General features: G+C 64.0%; 15 protein-coding genes. 8 read left to right on the top strand and 7 right to left on the bottom strand.

The features are described from left to right. Nucleotides 1–434 precede the first annotated feature (434 nt). From HED64_RS13990 to HED64_RS14015, 6 genes are all read left to right on the top strand, one after another. Nucleotides 435–1,832 carry an MBL fold metallo-hydrolase gene (locus HED64_RS13990; protein WP_149619624.1) on the top strand — a complete coding sequence of 466 codons (1,398 nt, stop codon included), beginning with the start codon at nt 435–437 and terminating at the stop codon, nt 1,830–1,832. Nucleotides 1,833–1,938: 106 nt separating this feature from the next. Continuing rightward, entirely contained in the window at nt 1,939–2,538 is a 600-nt protein-coding gene (locus HED64_RS13995; protein ID WP_007273061.1) for a rhodanese-like domain-containing protein, read from the top strand. A 114-nt stretch (nt 2,539–2,652) separates the two neighbouring features. Continuing rightward, nucleotides 2,653–2,949, top strand: a complete 297-nt coding sequence (locus HED64_RS14000) for a rhodanese-like domain-containing protein (RefSeq protein WP_007273060.1) — start codon at nt 2,653–2,655, stop codon at nt 2,947–2,949. 68 nt (nt 2,950–3,017) lie between these two features. Next, entirely contained in the window at nt 3,018–3,971 is a 954-nt protein-coding gene (locus HED64_RS14005; RefSeq protein ID WP_168152647.1) for a sulfite exporter TauE/SafE family protein, read from the top strand. Next, a complete protein-coding gene (locus HED64_RS14010) occupies nt 3,968–5,293 on the top strand; it encodes an MFS transporter (RefSeq protein WP_149619625.1) in 1,326 nt (441 codons plus the stop codon). The genes HED64_RS14005 and HED64_RS14010 overlap by 4 nt, the downstream gene beginning before the upstream one ends. Nucleotides 5,294–5,381: 88 nt before the next feature. Then, nucleotides 5,382–5,801: a DUF302 domain-containing protein gene (locus tag HED64_RS14015; protein WP_149619626.1), complete on the top strand. Its 420-nt coding sequence runs from the start codon at nt 5,382–5,384 to the stop codon at nt 5,799–5,801. A gap of 86 nt (nt 5,802–5,887) precedes the next feature. Here the strand turns inward: HED64_RS14015 and HED64_RS14020 are convergent, their stop codons facing one another. The 3 genes from HED64_RS14020 to HED64_RS14030 all read right to left on the bottom strand — a co-directional run bounded on the left by HED64_RS14020 (nt 5,888) and on the right by HED64_RS14030 (nt 8,073). Then, the gene (locus tag HED64_RS14020; protein WP_149619627.1) at nt 5,888–6,085 is read right to left on the bottom strand and encodes a hypothetical protein; all 198 of its coding nucleotides are present in this window, start codon (nt 6,083–6,085) and stop codon (nt 5,888–5,890) included. 297 nt (nt 6,086–6,382) lie between these two features. Then, entirely contained in the window at nt 6,383–7,846 is a 1,464-nt protein-coding gene (locus HED64_RS14025; protein WP_149619628.1) for a multicopper oxidase family protein, read from the bottom strand. Further along, nucleotides 7,846–8,073 (bottom strand): SHOCT domain-containing protein, encoded by a 228-nt coding sequence (locus HED64_RS14030; protein ID WP_149619686.1) that lies wholly within the window; start codon nt 8,071–8,073, stop codon nt 7,846–7,848. The genes HED64_RS14025 and HED64_RS14030 overlap by 1 nt, the downstream gene beginning before the upstream one ends. Before the next feature lie 1,292 nt (nt 8,074–9,365). Here HED64_RS14030 and HED64_RS14035 point away from each other — a divergent pair. After that, nucleotides 9,366–9,989 carry a recombinase family protein gene (locus HED64_RS14035; RefSeq protein WP_149619629.1) on the top strand — a complete coding sequence of 208 codons (624 nt, stop codon included), beginning with the start codon at nt 9,366–9,368 and terminating at the stop codon, nt 9,987–9,989. Between the two features lie 83 nt (nt 9,990–10,072). On the opposite strand, the gene HED64_RS14040 is transcribed toward HED64_RS14035, so the two are convergent. Continuing rightward, nucleotides 10,073–10,378 carry a hypothetical protein gene (locus HED64_RS14040; RefSeq protein ID WP_245326009.1) on the bottom strand — a complete coding sequence of 102 codons (306 nt, stop codon included), beginning with the start codon at nt 10,376–10,378 and terminating at the stop codon, nt 10,073–10,075. Between the two features lie 29 nt (nt 10,379–10,407). Continuing rightward, nucleotides 10,408–11,832, bottom strand: coding sequence for a mercury(II) reductase (gene merA / locus HED64_RS14045; protein ID WP_168152648.1), 1,425 nt, complete (start codon nt 11,830–11,832; stop codon nt 10,408–10,410). A 107-nt stretch (nt 11,833–11,939) separates the two neighbouring features. Between merA and HED64_RS14050 the strand changes: the two genes are divergently transcribed. Beyond that, nucleotides 11,940–12,329: a heavy metal-responsive transcriptional regulator gene (locus tag HED64_RS14050; protein WP_096224027.1), complete on the top strand. Its 390-nt coding sequence runs from the start codon at nt 11,940–11,942 to the stop codon at nt 12,327–12,329. A 341-nt stretch (nt 12,330–12,670) separates the two neighbouring features. On the opposite strand, the gene HED64_RS14055 is transcribed toward HED64_RS14050, so the two are convergent. Both HED64_RS14055 and HED64_RS14065 read right to left on the bottom strand, forming a co-directional pair. After that, nucleotides 12,671–13,090, bottom strand: coding sequence for a hypothetical protein (locus HED64_RS14055; protein ID WP_168152649.1), 420 nt, complete (start codon nt 13,088–13,090; stop codon nt 12,671–12,673). Nucleotides 13,091–14,027: 937 nt separating this feature from the next. Then, nucleotides 14,028–14,837, bottom strand: coding sequence for a ParA family protein (locus HED64_RS14065; protein WP_168152651.1), 810 nt, complete (start codon nt 14,835–14,837; stop codon nt 14,028–14,030). Nucleotides 14,838–14,945 lie beyond the last annotated feature (108 nt).

The following is a 14,945-nucleotide window of genomic DNA, read 5'->3' on the forward strand; positions in this document are numbered from 1 at the left end:
CCAGAGGAGGGAGGAGCCTCCATCGACAATCCCAAACCGAAGGAATCGCCACATGTGCCGAGCAACCAAATGCCGCAAATGCCAAAAAATCACCTGGTCCGGATGCGGCCAGCACGTCAAGCAGGTCATGGCCCACGTGCCACGCAATGAACGCTGCTCCTGCGACCCGAACGCCCCGAAGGGGACCGGCAAGGAGGGCGGGTTCTTCGCACGCCTCTTTGGCCGCTAAGCCCCGGCCATCCCATGCCGAACAGTGGGCGGCGCCAGCGCGGATGGTGCCGACCGCCGCTTTTTTGTGGGGCAAGCGACCCTGGGGTCTGGACGGCGGATGACTTGACGCATACCCCTAGGGGTATTATCGTTTGAAGTGAAGTTCATACCCCTGGGGGTATGGAGGGTAGGCGAACCAACCACGACCATCAACAAGGAGAGACATGCTTCTGGAACGTATTTACGACGAAGACCTCGCGCAGGCCAGCTACTTCATCGGCTGCCAGGCCAAGGGCGAGGCCCTCGTGGTGGACGCCCGCCGCGACATCCAGGTGTACCAGGACCTTGCAGCGAAAAACGGCATGAAGATCACCGCCGTCACCGAGACCCACATCCACGCCGACTACCTCTCCGGGACCCGCGAACTTGCCGCCGCCACCGGTGCGGCAATCTACGTTTCGGGCGAGGGCGGGCCGGACTGGCAATACGAATTCGAAGCCGAACGCCTCCTTGACCAGTCCACCATCACCCTGGGAAACATCACCGCCACCGCCCTGCACACGCCGGGACACACCCCCGAACACCTTTCCTTCCTGGTCACCGACGGCGCCTTCAGTGACAAACCGGGCTTCCTGCTCTCGGGCGACTTCGTCTTCTCCGGCGACCTGGGCCGCCCGGACCTGCTCGACGAGGCCGCTGGCGGGATCGACACCCGCTTCGCCGGGGCCCACGACCTGTTCGTTTCCCTCCAGGAAAAGTTCCTGACCCTGCCCGACTACGTGCAGGTCTACCCCGGGCACGGCGCCGGCAGCGCCTGCGGCAAGGCGCTGGGCGCGATCCCGTCCTCCACGGTCGGGTATGAGCGCAGCTTCGCATGGTGGGGTCCCTACCTGGAGGCCAACGACGAGGCGGGCTTCGTCGAGGCCCTGCTCGACGGGCAGCCCGACGCACATGCCTATTTCGGCCGCATGAAGCGCGAAAACCGCCAGGGCCCGGCCATCCTGGGCGAACGCGCACCGCTGGCAGAACTGGCCACCGCGGACGTCGCGACCGCCCTGGCCGCGGATGACATCGGCGTGGTCGACACCCGCCCCCACACCCAGGTCCATCAGGGCACCGTCTCCGGGGCGCTGAACATCCCCGCCGGCACCAAAGCCGCAAGCTACGGGGCCTGGGCCGTGGACCCGGAAACGGACCAGCGACCGCTGGTGCTCTTGGCTCCGGACAGCGAGAGCGCCATGGAGATGTGGGACCACCTCATCCGCGTGGGCATCGACAACGTCGCCGGATATGTGACCTCGTTCGAGGGTCTTCCGACCTACACCCCGCAGACCCTGGACCCGGCCGACCTGGCAGGGTTCGATGCGGCCATCGTCTTGGATGTGCGCAACAAGTCCGAGCACACCGCCGGACACATTCCCGGCTCCGAACAGCTCAACGCCGGACGGGTGCTCTGGCACACCGACCAACTGCCGGCCGACGGCGTGATCGTGAGCTACTGCCAGTCCGGGGTCCGCAACTCCGTGGCCGCCTCCGCCCTGCGCCGCGCCGGGTTCGACGTCATCGAGCTCGAGGGCAGCTACGCCGGATGGTCCTCCTGGAAGCAAACGCAGGACGCCTAAAGCCCCGTACACCCCCACCCATTCCACTCATTCTCGGTCCCGCATCCCCCTTTTCCGGATGCTGGACCGGCCAGGCGCCACGCCCGGCAGAAAGGGCCCGCAAGCCATGAACACCACCCCCCAATCCACCATCCCCCAGAGCACCAGTCCCGAAGAGCTCAAGAACTGGATCGCCAACGGCACCGACGTCGTGGTGCTGGACGTGCGATCCGCCGCCGAATTCGAAACCCTGCATATCAAGGGCTCCTACAACGTGCCCCTCCCGTTGCTGGCCGAACACACCGAAGAACTCGCGGCCAAGCTTGACACCAAGGTGGTGCTGGTCTGCCAATCCGGCGTGCGCGCCACCGAAGCCAAAACGAACCTCGCATCGGTCGGCTTCGGCAACGCCCATGTCCTGTCCGGCGGGGTTCCCGCCTACCAGCAGGCCGGCGGCCAGACCGTCGAAGGGTCCAAGCGCTGGGCCCTGGAACGCCAGGTGCGCATGGTGGCCGGTTCCCTCGTGGTGGCCGGCCTGGCCGGGGGCAAGTTCCTCTCCCCGCAGTTGCGCACCGTCGCAGGGGCCATCGGTGCCGGCCTGACCTTCTCCGCGGCCACCAACACCTGCGCCATGGGCAAGGCCCTAGCCGTGATGCCCTGGAACAAGACCGGGAACGAGCCGACCCGTGAATCGGTCATGGCCCAGCTTCCGGCCAAGAAGTCCTAACCCCCGGTTGGCCCGCGGCCAATCGCTTTCCTCCGGTTTCCGGGCCCGGGGCGAGTGGATCCGGTGCCCGGGAACCACCACGTACCGTTTGAACACGCCCCCGAAGGAGCAATCATGCCAGAAATCACCATCACCGACACCGACGGCCGACGTGCTACGGACCAGATCCTCGATGTCCGTGAAGACTTCGAAGTCGCCGAGGGCATGATTCCCGGCGCCATCCACATCCCCATGGGCGAGTTGAACACGCGTCTGGGCGAACTCGACCGGTCCCGCCCGGTCATCGTCATCTGCCGCAGCGGCAACCGCAGTGCCCGCGTCGCCGACGCCCTCACCGGGGCTGGCTACACCGCAGACACCATGGCCGGCGGCATGATCGCCTGGCAACGCGCCGGGCTGCCCGTCAGCTAACAAGAACGCCCCGACCGCATCGCCCCCACACACCGACCCGCACCCCTGACCCGGCAAGGACTGCCTCCATGACCCTCACCCTCGCACTCACCCTCCTGCTCTCGGTGCTGATCGGGATCTCCCTCGGCCTGCTCGGCGGCGGCGGGTCCATCCTCACCGTCCCGATCCTCACCTACGTCGCAGGCATGAACCCCAAGGAAGCCATCGCCGCCTCGCTCTTCGTCGTTGGAGCGACCAGCGCGGTCAGCGCCGTGACCCACGCCCGCAAGAAACGCGTGCAATGGCGCACCGGCCTGGTCTTCGGCGCAGCCGGCATGGCAGGGGCCTTCGGCGGCGGGCTGCTGGGGGGCCACATCCCCGGAACCATCCTCATGATCGCCTTCGCCCTCATGATGGTCGCCACCTCCCTGGCCATGATCCGCGGCCGCAAGAACCACACCGGCGCCACCCACGACGCCGAGCTGCCCGTATTCAAGGTCATCATCGAGGGCCTGGTCGTGGGCCTGGTCACCGGGCTGGTGGGCGCCGGCGGTGGCTTCCTCGTCGTCCCGGCACTCGCCCTGCTTGGCGGCCTGTCGATGCCCGTCGCGGTCGGCACCTCGCTGGTGGTTATCGCCATGAAGTCCTTTGCCGGACTCGGCGGCTACCTCACCACGGTCTCCCTGGACTGGGTGCTGGTCGGCGGGGTCACGGCCGCAGCGATCCTCGGTTCCTTCCTCGGCGCACGCCTGGCCGGACGCATCCCCGAAGCGGCCCTGCGCAAGGGCTTTGGCTTCTTCGTCCTGGCCATGGGCGTCTTCGTCCTCGTCCAGGAACTACCCTCCCCGGCCAACCTCATCATGGGCCTCACGGCCACCGCAATCGCCACGGCCGCGGCCCTGTGCTGGTTTGCCATCCCCGCATGCCCCCTGCGACGCACGTCCCTGGGGTCCCCGCCACCACCACGGCAACCGAAGCCCACTAACCGCCGGCTCATCGCCGTCCGGCCCTTCAGCCCCGGCACACCAGGAGACCGAGCATGAAGCAGTCCACCAGGGCACTCCCCAGCTTGGGTTTGCGCGCCAACGCGGCGCAGTTCACCCTGCTCGTCGCGGTCAACGCGCTGGTCGGGGGCATGGTTGGACAGCAACAAACCGTCCTGCCACTGCTCGCCCACACTGAGTTCGGTTTGAATGGATACACGTTCCTGTTTGCCTACGTGGCGGCCTTCGGGATCGCCAAGGCGACCTCCAACTGGTTCGCCGGGACCCTCTCGGACCGCTACGGACGCAAACCCGTGCTGCTGGCCGGGTGGCTTTTCGCCATCCCGGTGCCGCTGATGCTCATCCTTGCGCCGGACTGGGGCTGGGTCGTCGCCGCGAACGTGCTGCTGGGCATCAACCAGGGCCTGACCTGGTCGACCACCGTCATCATGAAAATCGACCTGGTGGGCCCGGCACAGCGCGGCCTGGCCATGGGCCTGAACGAGGCCGCCGGCTACGGGGCCGTGGCCGCCACCTCCCTGCTGGCCGGATACCTCGCCGAGCAGTACGGGCTGCGTCCGGCACCCTTCCTCTTGGGAATCGCCTACACCGCCTTGGCACTGCTGCTGTCGGGCCTTTTCGTCCGGGAGACCCACCCACATGCCCTCCTGGATGCCGGAAACATGGCTGCCCGGGGCGCCTCCGCCCGGCATGGCCTGGACGCCAACCTAGCCAACGGCCAGGTCTTTGCCCTGACCAGCTTCCGCGAACCTGCCTTGTCCTCGGCGAGCCTGGCCGGCCTGGTGAACAACCTGAACTTCGGACTCTCCTGGGGCCTGTTCCCCCTCCTGTTCGCCACTTCGGATCTCAGCATGGGCCAGATCGGCCTGCTTTTCGCCCTGTATCCCGGGGTCTGGGGCATCGGCCAAATGGCGACCGGTGCTCTCTCGGACCGGATCGGGCGCAAACACCTCATCACCACCGGCATGCTGGTCCAGGCCACAGCCCTGGCGATCATCGCGCTCGGGGACGGCTTTGGTGCCTGGGCCTCGGGAACCGTATTGCTCGGCGCGGGAACCGCCATGGTCTACCCCACGCTACTGGCCTCCGTGGGCGACGTCGCCCATCCCTCTTGGAGGGGACGCGCGGTGGGCGTCTACCGGGTCTGGCGCGACCTCGGATATGCCGTCGGTGCCATCATTGGCGGGATCGTAGCCGACCTCATGGGGCTGCATGCGGCACTCTGGATGGCCGCAACCCTCAGCGCCGCGGCGGCCCTTGCCGTCGCGGTCCGCATGTATGAAACGCACCCGCCACACCCCCAGCCGGACCACGCGGTTGATACCGCCCCAATGCTTCCGCACGATCACACCAACACGTAGCATGAGCGAAGAACTGAGGACCCCTGCCATGACGGAGCATGCAACTCCCCACGGCACTCTTCCACACCACAACCCCAGGAGCACCGCAATGACCTACACCCACGCCATCACCGTCCCGCTGTCATGGCAAGACGCCGTCGAACGGACACGCGGCGCCTTGGCAGAACAGGGATTCGGTGTCCTGACGGAGATCGACGTGAAGGAGACCTTCACCCAAAAGCTGGGCCAGGAGGCCGGAGCCTCCGTGGGGGACTACATCATCCTTGGTGCCTGCAACCCGCAACTGGCCCAGCGCGGCATCACCGCAGAACCGCAGCTGGGCGCGCTGCTCCCATGCAATGTCGTGGTGCGTCGCGCTCCCGATGCCACGGAAACCACCATCGAGGCCATTGACCCGCAAACCATGGTGAAGCTCAGCCAGAGCGGTGCCACGCGCGAGGTCGCCGACGAAGCCGACGCCAGGCTCCAGGCGGCATTGAAGGAAATTTCCGGAAACGTAGGTATCTAGGTTCTCACCGAAGGTCCCTGGCGCGGTTCCCGCATCGCTATCTGGCGCCGGTTTCTGCGCGGAGCTAGGTGTCCTCGGACGGTCCCTCAGACCATGAACCAGCCGGCGCCGAAGAGCCAGACGGTGGTGAGGACATCACCGGCGTCGACCACTGATCGCAAGGCGAGTAAACGATGGGGAGCGTTGGCGCCCACGCGCCGTCCGGTTGGGCGGCTAAGCCCAAAACGGATCATCTCGAAAACCCACTTGTTTTTCGGACACCAGAACGGAACCAGCTCATTCATATTCTTCCGCACTACTCTTGCCGGCTTTACTGAGTCCGCACTGGATCACGGTTAAAGCGCCAGTTAGGATTCATGGACACGCACTGCCAAGCCTCCACCGTGTGGGCCATCGATGTTGGACCTGCCCACAAGTTTGGGCCACCTGTCTGCTCGGCCGCGAGGCTGTCAACGGTTCTTCATCAGATGGAAACACGACAACATGTTGTGTTTCCATCTGATGAAGCTGTTTTACCAGCCGCGCCAACTACCCACGGCGAGGGCGCGGCGCGTCGGTTGCGGAATCTGGAAGGTATCTGTTCATCGCGCTTCCATCAGTCCCATCATCCCGGCGTCCTCGTGATCCAGAATGTGACAGTGGTAAACGGTTTTTCCGGTGAAGTCATCGAAAGCGATCCGCACCCTGACGCTGCTGCGGGCCGGAACATTGACCACGTCCTGCCACCTGGGGGTGTCCACGGGAAGGCCTGCCTGTTCGATGATCTGCATGGGCCACACATGCAGATGCACCGGGTGGTCCATAAGACTGGTGTTCCTCAGCGTCCATTCCTCGACACTGCCAGCCGAAACAGTGGTATCGACCCTGGCCGGGTCAAAGGACTGGCCGTTGATGGTGAAATCCATCATTCCGGCACCCGGCCCCATGCCCATACCCATGGCGAAGACCAGTTCGCGCCGGGCCGCGACCGGCGCAGCCCGGAGGTCCCGCGGCACCTGCTGCTCGGGGACAGGAGCGAGGGCGGCGACGGGCGCACCGGCGACGGCGAAGGTCGCCAGGACCGCCCCGGACGGGCCAAACGGTGAGCGCGGAGGCCCGTTGCCGCCCATCATCGACCCCAGGCTTCCCCTATTCACGGGCAGGGCACGCAGCACGGCAGTGCCTGCCTGGGCGGTAACCAACAGATCGACCCTGTTCCCCGGGGCCAGCAGCACCTCCTCGACATCGGCTGGGACCCTGAAGCGGCCGGAATCCAGACCCAGAACCTGCAGCGACTGACCATCCAGGCGAAGCTTCAGGTACCGACCGGTACAGGCATTGATGATCCTCCACCGTTCACGCTCGCCCGGCCGGGCCGCCAGACGCGGGTTCAACTGCCCGTTGACGAGAACCAGGGCACCTTCCCGTCCCATCATCTTCTCCATCACCGACACGGCGGCGATTCTTCCGCCCGAAGTCAGGGAAATATCGGAGATCACCAAAACCCGTTCCCTGCTCGACGGTATGGCCCGGTCATCCTGGACGACAATGGCCCCATACAGTCCGCCGAAAATCTGGTCGGCGACCAGGCCATGGTGATGCGGGTGGTACCAGTACACTCCCGGCGGGTGGTCCGCCGGCAGCTGGTACTCATAGTCAAAAGACGTGCCGGGACCAACGGCAAGCAACGCATTGTCGCTGTTGCCCTGCGGGGAAACATGCAGCCCGTGCACGTGCAGATTGGTCGGGTCCCGCAGCCTGTTCTCCAATGTCACGGTCAGCCGGTCTCCGGCCCGGAGGAACAGGGTGGGACCGGGAAGGGACCCGTTGTAGGACAGGGCGGTGGCATCCTTGCCGGCGATCCTTACCTTTCCCGAGGCAGCTGAAAGGGTCAGTTGAAGCCGGCCACCGGCGCTGTGCAGGTTCTGCGGTTCCTCCAGCTCCTGCCCGCGGGCGGCCTGAAACTCGCTGCCCCTGCTCCACAGCAATCCTGCCGCACCCGTCGCTGCGGCCGTTGCCCCGAGACTTCCCAGGATCAGCGCGCCGCGACGGCTCAGAGGCTGCATCAGGTTCCGTCCCTGAGGGTCTTGAGGCGTTCGCGGTATTCTTCGGTGGTCATTTCACCCCTGGCATAGCGCTCATCCAGAATCCGGCGGGCGCTCCTGCCGTCGCTGGCCCCGCCTGAAAAAGACCGCACCGCAAGGATGCCCAGCAAGACGAGACCGATGACCAGAAGCACCCAGAAGAGCCACACCCAGCCCATCATCGAACCATATCCATATCCATCCATCATTTTCCTTCTCCTTTCCTGCGGCAACGGCCGGTATCGTGATTCAGCCGGTGTACCGGTTGACGGTTCTCGGTGGCACCCGGCTGGGAACCTTGTCCGAGCGGCAACGTGTGCTATGTTCCGCCGTGTGGAAAACCGGCTCGGAAAATTCAGCGGTCTCACCAGCCGCCCGCTGGTTGTCCGGTGAGACCAGGGATGGATCTGGCCGGGTCCTGGCGTCACCGATGAAGGCAGACTAGTGCGGCACACCGCGGCAATGGGGACCAGAGCTGCGCGGAGCCGGGTGCCGGCGTCGTTGGCGATGTCCTGCACTGCCGGGGTGCACGCACCGCAGATCAGGTAGTCTCCAACGGTTTTTGCGGCTTTGGTACCAAACTTCGCTGCAAACGTGGCGCGGACGTCAATTTCGGACAGGGCCCTGAACCACTGGGAAGCAATCGCCTCGCGTATTCGCCGGACGGCTTTATCCCATCCCACCGGGGCGGTGGCTGTGTGGGTGTGGGCCACTGTGATTCTCCTTAGGTTTGGCTTCTCACCGGTTGCCCGTAGGCAAATGTCTGAAAGTATCTTTGCCGGTCCTTCTTGTTCATCCTTACCGCTTCCGGGGCGATGATTCTGCCCTGCTTGCGCAGCTCCTCCGGCATCCCTGCGTCCGTGCGCTGGCAGCGAACCCGCCGGAATACCGCTTGAGCACAGATTGATCACGTGGCCCAGGCGCCCTGAGCCCTGGGAACTTCTGCAATCCACCGTAGACCCCCAGCGGTGTTAGAACCACCCTTTCAGGTCCTTCTCGCTGCCCCTCCGCTCAGCCGGAATCGCGTGTTCAACGATTCATCGAGGAGAGCGTCGAGCACTGGTTCAAGCCGTCGTGGAAGTAGTAGGGGGTTTGTGAGTTTGCCGAAAATTCAACACTAATCAGCGACATGTCCGGTCGAGAACGTTCGCGAAGCACCTCAAACCGGTTCTTAGTAAGCGCGGAAGACAGCAGTCGTATTGGGTGTGATTGTTTGTTCAGGATGGCGTCTTTTCAGGGATTAGTTGGCAGTTGACTGCACTCCAACCGCTACAGGTGTGACTGTTCGATTCGCCCATTTGTTGGGGAACTGGTCATCCGAGCGCTGACTGGCAAAAGAACGGCAAAGTTCATTCGGGGACCATACTGCTAAAACGTTCACGGTCCTCTGCGTCTCGAAAACCTAGAGTTTTTCGAGACAGGGGCACGGGTCCCCATCCTCAAATCGGCTGGCCCGAGATGACGTGGCACAAAATGTCTCGGAAAGTCGTCGCGCCGTAAAATGTCTCAATCGAGTGTCGCGAAGAGGTTTCTGAGTCAAAATGAGGGCGTGAGACATTTGGGATACACGCGGGTGAGCACTTCGAGCCAGGATGCGCAGCTTCAGCTCGACGCGCTGGTCAATGCCGGGGTGCAGAAGCGGGATGTTTTCGCCGATGTCACCTCCGGAAGCAGGACGGCGATCGAGCGGCCCGGGATGAAGAAGCTGCTGGAATACGCCGAGGCCGGGGACACCGTGGTGGTCTGGCGGGTCGACCGGCTGGGCCGGTCCCTGATCGATGTCCTGAACACCGTGAACCTGCTGCGCGAACGCGGCGTAAACGTCCGGTCCATTTCGGACGGGATCGACCCCGCGACGTCGACCGGGCGGATGATGCTGAACTTCTTGGCCTCCTTGGCCGAGTACGAGCGCGAGCTGATCATTGAACGCGTCAACGCCGGGATCGCCGCGGCCCGGGCCTCCGGCACCCGTTTCGGCCGGCCGCTCTCCGATCCGGCCGTGATCGCGGATAAGCTTGCGATCGCGAAGGACGCCCGCGCGAAGGGACGCACCGCCGAAGACGCGGCACGTTTGGTTGGGTGGAGTCGCGCGACGCTCTACCGCCACCTCGGCCAAAAGGCCTGATCCGTCGAAAGACAGTGATCACTGATGCCCCAGCGGAGTACAGGCGACTCTGGCACCAGGTGAACCGCAGTCCGGGGCCATGATCACACGCTTAGCGCCAACCGCTGTACCGCTGGTCCCCAAGGCCGGGTAAAGCGGTGCGGGGTGGGTCGCATCGTCAGGGCGAGGCCGATGACGCGGCCCTCGTCGTCGTACTCGGTGTCCGGGACGGCGGCCAGTCCCTGCCGGACCGTGTCTTCGCTCCGGCCGCTGGCGGTGGCCAGTTCGGCGATCGTTACGGGCTCGCCCTCGGCCAGGAGCCGCAGCAGCGGCACGAACAATTTCGGGTCGATTCCGGAGCGCGCGGGGGACAACAGGTAGGTGAGGGCCTGGTGGTCGATGGTGGTCATGGAATTCCTTTGCTTCAGATGGGTTGCACTCAGGCGCAGCAGGAGAGCTTGGCGACGTCGGTGGTGAAGGCCTTGCAGGCGATCCTGATGCCCTCGGCCATCGTCAGGTAGGGGCTCCAGGCGGCGGCGACCTGCGCGGTGGTCATTCCCGCTTCGAGGATGTAGACGCCGGCGGCGGCGATTTCCCCGGCGTCCTTGGCCACCGCGGAAATGCCCAGGATCCGTCCGGTGCCGAGCTCGGCGACAACCTTGATGAAGCCGCGGGTGTCGCGGTTGACCACGGCTCGCGGCACGTACTCCAGGGGCAGGACCCGGCACTCGCAACGGATCCCGGCAGCGACGGCTTCCTTTTCCGTCATGCCGACCGACCCGATGGCGGGACTGGTGAAGGTGACCCGCGGCAGGTGCCGGTAGTCGACCTCGGCCAGGGCGTCGGTGAACGCATTGTCCACGGCCATCGCGCCGTGGGCCGCGGCAACGTAAACGAACTCCCGATGTCCGGTCACGTCCCCGGCGGCCCAGATGCGCGGGTTGGACGTGGCCAGACGGGAATCGACCAGAATCTCGCCTGTGGCGCCGATCTTCACGCCGACGGCATCAAGGTCCAGCCCCTCGGTCACTGGGCGGCGGCCAAGTGCCACGAGGATGTGGGAAGCGCGGAACACTTCTTCGCCCCCGGCCACGCTTGCCGTCACCGAGATCCCGTCCGGGCCGGAGGCCACGGAGTCGGCCATGGCCCGCCGGACCACCCGGATGCCCTCGTCGGCAAACACCCCCGCAAGGGCCTTGGATGCCTCCGGTTCCTCCTGCGAGGCCAGCCGGGAACGGACCAGCATGGTCACCCGGGAGCCCAGCCGGGAGAAAAGCTGCGCCATTTCCAGGGCAACATAGCCCCCGCCCAGGACCAGCAATGATTCGGGAACCTCGTCCAGTTCCATCGCCGTGGTCGAGGTCAGGTACCCGGCCTCGGCCAGTCCGGGGACGGACGGCACCCAGGGTGCGGCGCCGGTGGCCACGAGGTAGTGCCCGGCCTCGATCGTTCTCACCGTACCGTCCGGGGAGGCGACCCGGAGCAGTGGTGCGTTCTGGGTCCCGGTGAACGATGCGTCCCCCGAGATCATCGTCCAGCCGTAGTCCGCGGCCAGATCGACGTACTTCTCCGACCGCATGCTTTCAACCAGCGCGGCTTTGCCCTGGATCAGGGCCGGCATGTCCACCGGGCCCGCCGAGGTCGCCACCCCGGGGAAGCGGGCCGAGTCCAACGCCACGTGGCGGGCCTCCGCGGCGGCCAGAAGCGCCTTTGAGGGCACGCATCCGGTGTTCACGCATGTCCCGCCCACGGTGCCGCGCTCCACCATCACGACCCGCTTGCCCAATCCGGTGGCTCGGATCGCGGCCGCAAACGCGCCGCCCCCGGAACCAATGATCGCCAAGTCGAACTGTTCGTTTGTCATTCCAGCTACCTCTTCCCTGTGGTGCAAAACTTCCTATGAACCATCATGAACCTTCCAGTACAATGGAAGGTCAAGTTGGGTGGCCACCGAAGGAGGAATCGGGGAACATGAGGATCGGACAGCTCGCGGAAGCAACTGGCACGACGACCAAGACCCTGCGGTTCTACGAGGAGTCGGGGCTACTCCCTCCCGCCGAGCGCCTGGCATCCGGCTATCGGGACTACGCCGAGGATGCCGTGGGGAAGGTCGCATTCATCCACCGCGGCCAGGCCGCCGGGCTCACCCTCGCCCAGATCCGCCAGATCCTGAAGATCCGCGAGCACGGCCAGACACCGTGCTCGCACGTCCAGGGCCTGCTCGGGCAGCGCCTCGGGGAACTCGATGCCCAGATCGCCGAACTCCTGGCCCTCCGGGAAACCATTTTCCAGCTCCACGAAAAGGCAAGCAAGCCGGAGCCGGATTCCTGCTCCTCCGACCAGGTCTGCCGCTACATCTGATCGATGTCCCATCCCGCTGATTGCGTGCCGCGCGGACGGGAATACCTGCCAGGCGGTAAGGGTGGGCGCCCATGGACCGCGCATCCCCACGAGGGCTTGGGCGGCTTCATGGTCGCCCGTTGGACTGGCACCGTGGCGGGCCGAAGCACCTTCCGAGGCTTGTGGCTACGACATTTAGCGTTGAAAACCACACGCTTCATCAGGCTTACGTCTGTTTGGGGTTTACCCTAACAAGTCATTTGAGGCCTAGCGCGCAATTTCACGTCGTTACTACCGAAACCCCACTTCGTCCCGCCCGTTGAGCAGTTCCTGGTATTCGTCGGGGTCCATGGCATCCACGGCTATGCGCTCTCCGGGCGACGGATCGGGGTCACTATGGTGTGGGGGCACCATGCGCCGAGGATCTCCCCTTCATCATCAATCCACACCACGTGCACCAGATGCGGGGTTCGGGCCGTGACATCGACAGGAAGGATCAGGATGCCGCTGGTCGTGGGAATTTCTGCAGTCGCCCTGTGGTGAGGCACCACCTCGGCAGGCTCATCCCCCGGATAGAAGCGCAGGATCTCATGGATCTGACCCAGGTGGGTGAAACGGTCGGAGTTTCCCTGCGCAGGGATATCCGATGCCCATATCGATCCGGCGCTGCCGTCTGCAGAGCTTGCGATGAAGGCCGCCTCCGCAGTCCGGGGCCGCCGCTCCCCTGGCGTTCCGACGCGGACCTGTGTGCCGTGGAATGGAAAAACAAGGTCGACGCTCATGTATGGACTCCCTTTTGGATATGAGTGTATCCACGGTGGACAACATATTGGGAGCATCATCCCATTACCGGGTGGTGCGTGCGGTGTGGCGCCGACAGACTGTGGAAAACACCGCTGGGAACGAACGCAACGGGAAGTCGGTGGTCGGGGCAGGCCACCAGCGCGGGGCCGCGGGAGTGAAATATTTGCGAGGCATGGCGGGGTGAACCGCAAGCCTTAAACGACTCATTCAGAAACTCTATGAGCCGCCCTCTGTGTCGTCTGATGGCTGCAGGTAGGCATATTTGCTGGGCACCGTAGAGCCGATCTCCCCCAGTCCTGGAACGGTGTGTCATAAAACCACACCGACCCAGTCGTTCATGACTATTTAATTGGATCCCTTGTCATGACGCCAAAGGCCCTAGAATCGTCGGCCCCAACGACACCTAATGTTTTCAAACGGCACCCCGAGGTTCGAACCTCAGCGGACGACCCTTCGGAATTTCGGCTTCCGTCCACTCGAACGCAGCCCCGTCATTGTGCTCGTCCTCCAGCCGGGTGCATTCTTCCAATACCACTGCGCGAAGGAAGTCATTGAGCGTCGCATACCGGGTGAGATGACGGGTCGACATGAATGCACTTCGGATACGGTCGTGTTCGTCGAGTGTAGGAGCGAAAGACATTTTGCGCCGTGGCACCGCACGTCTCTCCGCTGCCTCGGCTGGAGCTGGTTGCTGAGATGGTGCAGCGACAAAGGCGGGGTCGGGAATTTCCGTCATAGCCGCAGTGGGGCGCACTTGGACCGGTTGTACCAATGGTTCGTCGAGGGAAACAACCGGATCCGGGGCCGACATCTCCTCCACCACACTTCTTTCGGCGGCTTTGGCAAGTTTGGGACGTTTCAGTCTACTCAGCGCCTCCCCTGCACTGCCACCTCTGCCTGCGGCCGGGCTTGTAGTCATGCTGATGTACCTTTCCAAACTGCTGTGGCAACGCGACGTAGCGCATCCAACAGGAGATCGGCAGAACGGCCGTAGTCTGCCAACGGACGGGCTGCCGCCTGGGCCTTCGCAAAAATCTCTCGATCTGGCAACCCTGGATCGAGTACCAAATCTCCATAGTCGGTCCGCATCTTGCGTACCCAGTGTTCCTGGTCGGTGCGTCCCTTACGGAGCTTGTTAACGATGATGCCGGCTACATCCAGATTTTCATTCAAGTTTTCTTGCACCTCAGCGACAGTGGTGACAATCTCAGTCAAACCTTCCACTGAGGAAACTCTGGCTTCGCTGACAAACAGCGCGTGGGTGGCCGCCGTCAATGCGTTGACGGTCAGCAGCCCCAGAGATGGTGGGCAATCGATAAGAACCACGTCGTAGTCATCGGTAACACCCTTAAGTGCATTGTGTAAACGTCGTTCCCTGGCCATCATCGAATCTCGTTCACGGGATGCCAAATTGCGCTCTGAAGCAATCACTCGTAGTTCAGGAAAGTCACCCTGCCAGGCCTTCCCTGCCGGGATAATCGCATCGCCGGCTACGCCAGGCGTGATCTTATGATTCTGTTCTTCGTCTCCATAGAGAACGTCATTAAGCGTGAACTCGGGTTCATGAATGCCCAACGCAGATGTGGTGTTCTTTTGCGGATCTGCGTCGATGACTAAAACCCGCTTGCCATGGTCGCGGGAGTAAACCTCGGCTAGCCCAGTGACAAGCGTGGTTTTACCCACGCCGCCTTTTTGGTTGCATAACGCGATGATCCTCGGTGACATGAAGCTTTCTCCCGACCAGTTTTGGTGACAGGCTACCGAACCACCCAGAGGGCATAACTCTGTTAAAAGGGCCGGCAAACCACAGTTGTTACTGCACACGCTAGACGT

It is taken from the genome of Paeniglutamicibacter terrestris (genome assembly GCF_012271785.1).
Taxonomy (GTDB): domain Bacteria; phylum Actinomycetota; class Actinomycetes; order Actinomycetales; family Micrococcaceae; genus Paeniglutamicibacter; species Paeniglutamicibacter terrestris.

Coding starts and splice junctions, on each gene's coding strand:
- HED64_RS13995 (WP_007273061.1), top strand. CDS start 1,939: ATGAACACCACCCCCCAATCCACCATCCCCCAGAGCACCAGTCCCGAA.
- HED64_RS14010 (WP_149619625.1), top strand. CDS start 3,968: ATGAAGCAGTCCACCAGGGCACTCCCCAGCTTGGGTTTGCGCGCCAAC.
- merA (WP_168152648.1), bottom strand. CDS start 11,832: ATGACAAACGAACAGTTCGACTTGGCGATCATTGGTTCCGGGGGCGGC.
- HED64_RS14065 (WP_168152651.1), bottom strand. CDS start 14,837: ATGTCACCGAGGATCATCGCGTTATGCAACCAAAAAGGCGGCGTGGGT.
- HED64_RS13990 (WP_149619624.1), top strand. CDS start 435: ATGCTTCTGGAACGTATTTACGACGAAGACCTCGCGCAGGCCAGCTAC.
- HED64_RS14040 (WP_245326009.1), bottom strand. CDS start 10,378: ATGACCACCATCGACCACCAGGCCCTCACCTACCTGTTGTCCCCCGCG.
- HED64_RS14055 (WP_168152649.1), bottom strand. CDS start 13,090: ATGAGCGTCGACCTTGTTTTTCCATTCCACGGCACACAGGTCCGCGTC.
- HED64_RS14020 (WP_149619627.1), bottom strand. CDS start 6,085: ATGAATGAGCTGGTTCCGTTCTGGTGTCCGAAAAACAAGTGGGTTTTC.
- HED64_RS14000 (WP_007273060.1), top strand. CDS start 2,653: ATGCCAGAAATCACCATCACCGACACCGACGGCCGACGTGCTACGGAC.
- HED64_RS14015 (WP_149619626.1), top strand. CDS start 5,382: ATGACCTACACCCACGCCATCACCGTCCCGCTGTCATGGCAAGACGCC.
- HED64_RS14025 (WP_149619628.1), bottom strand. CDS start 7,846: ATGCAGCCTCTGAGCCGTCGCGGCGCGCTGATCCTGGGAAGTCTCGGG.
- HED64_RS14050 (WP_096224027.1), top strand. CDS start 11,940: ATGAGGATCGGACAGCTCGCGGAAGCAACTGGCACGACGACCAAGACC.
- HED64_RS14035 (WP_149619629.1), top strand. CDS start 9,366: ATGTCTCAATCGAGTGTCGCGAAGAGGTTTCTGAGTCAAAATGAGGGC.
- HED64_RS14005 (WP_168152647.1), top strand. CDS start 3,018: ATGACCCTCACCCTCGCACTCACCCTCCTGCTCTCGGTGCTGATCGGG.
- HED64_RS14030 (WP_149619686.1), bottom strand. CDS start 8,073: ATGATGGATGGATATGGATATGGTTCGATGATGGGCTGGGTGTGGCTC.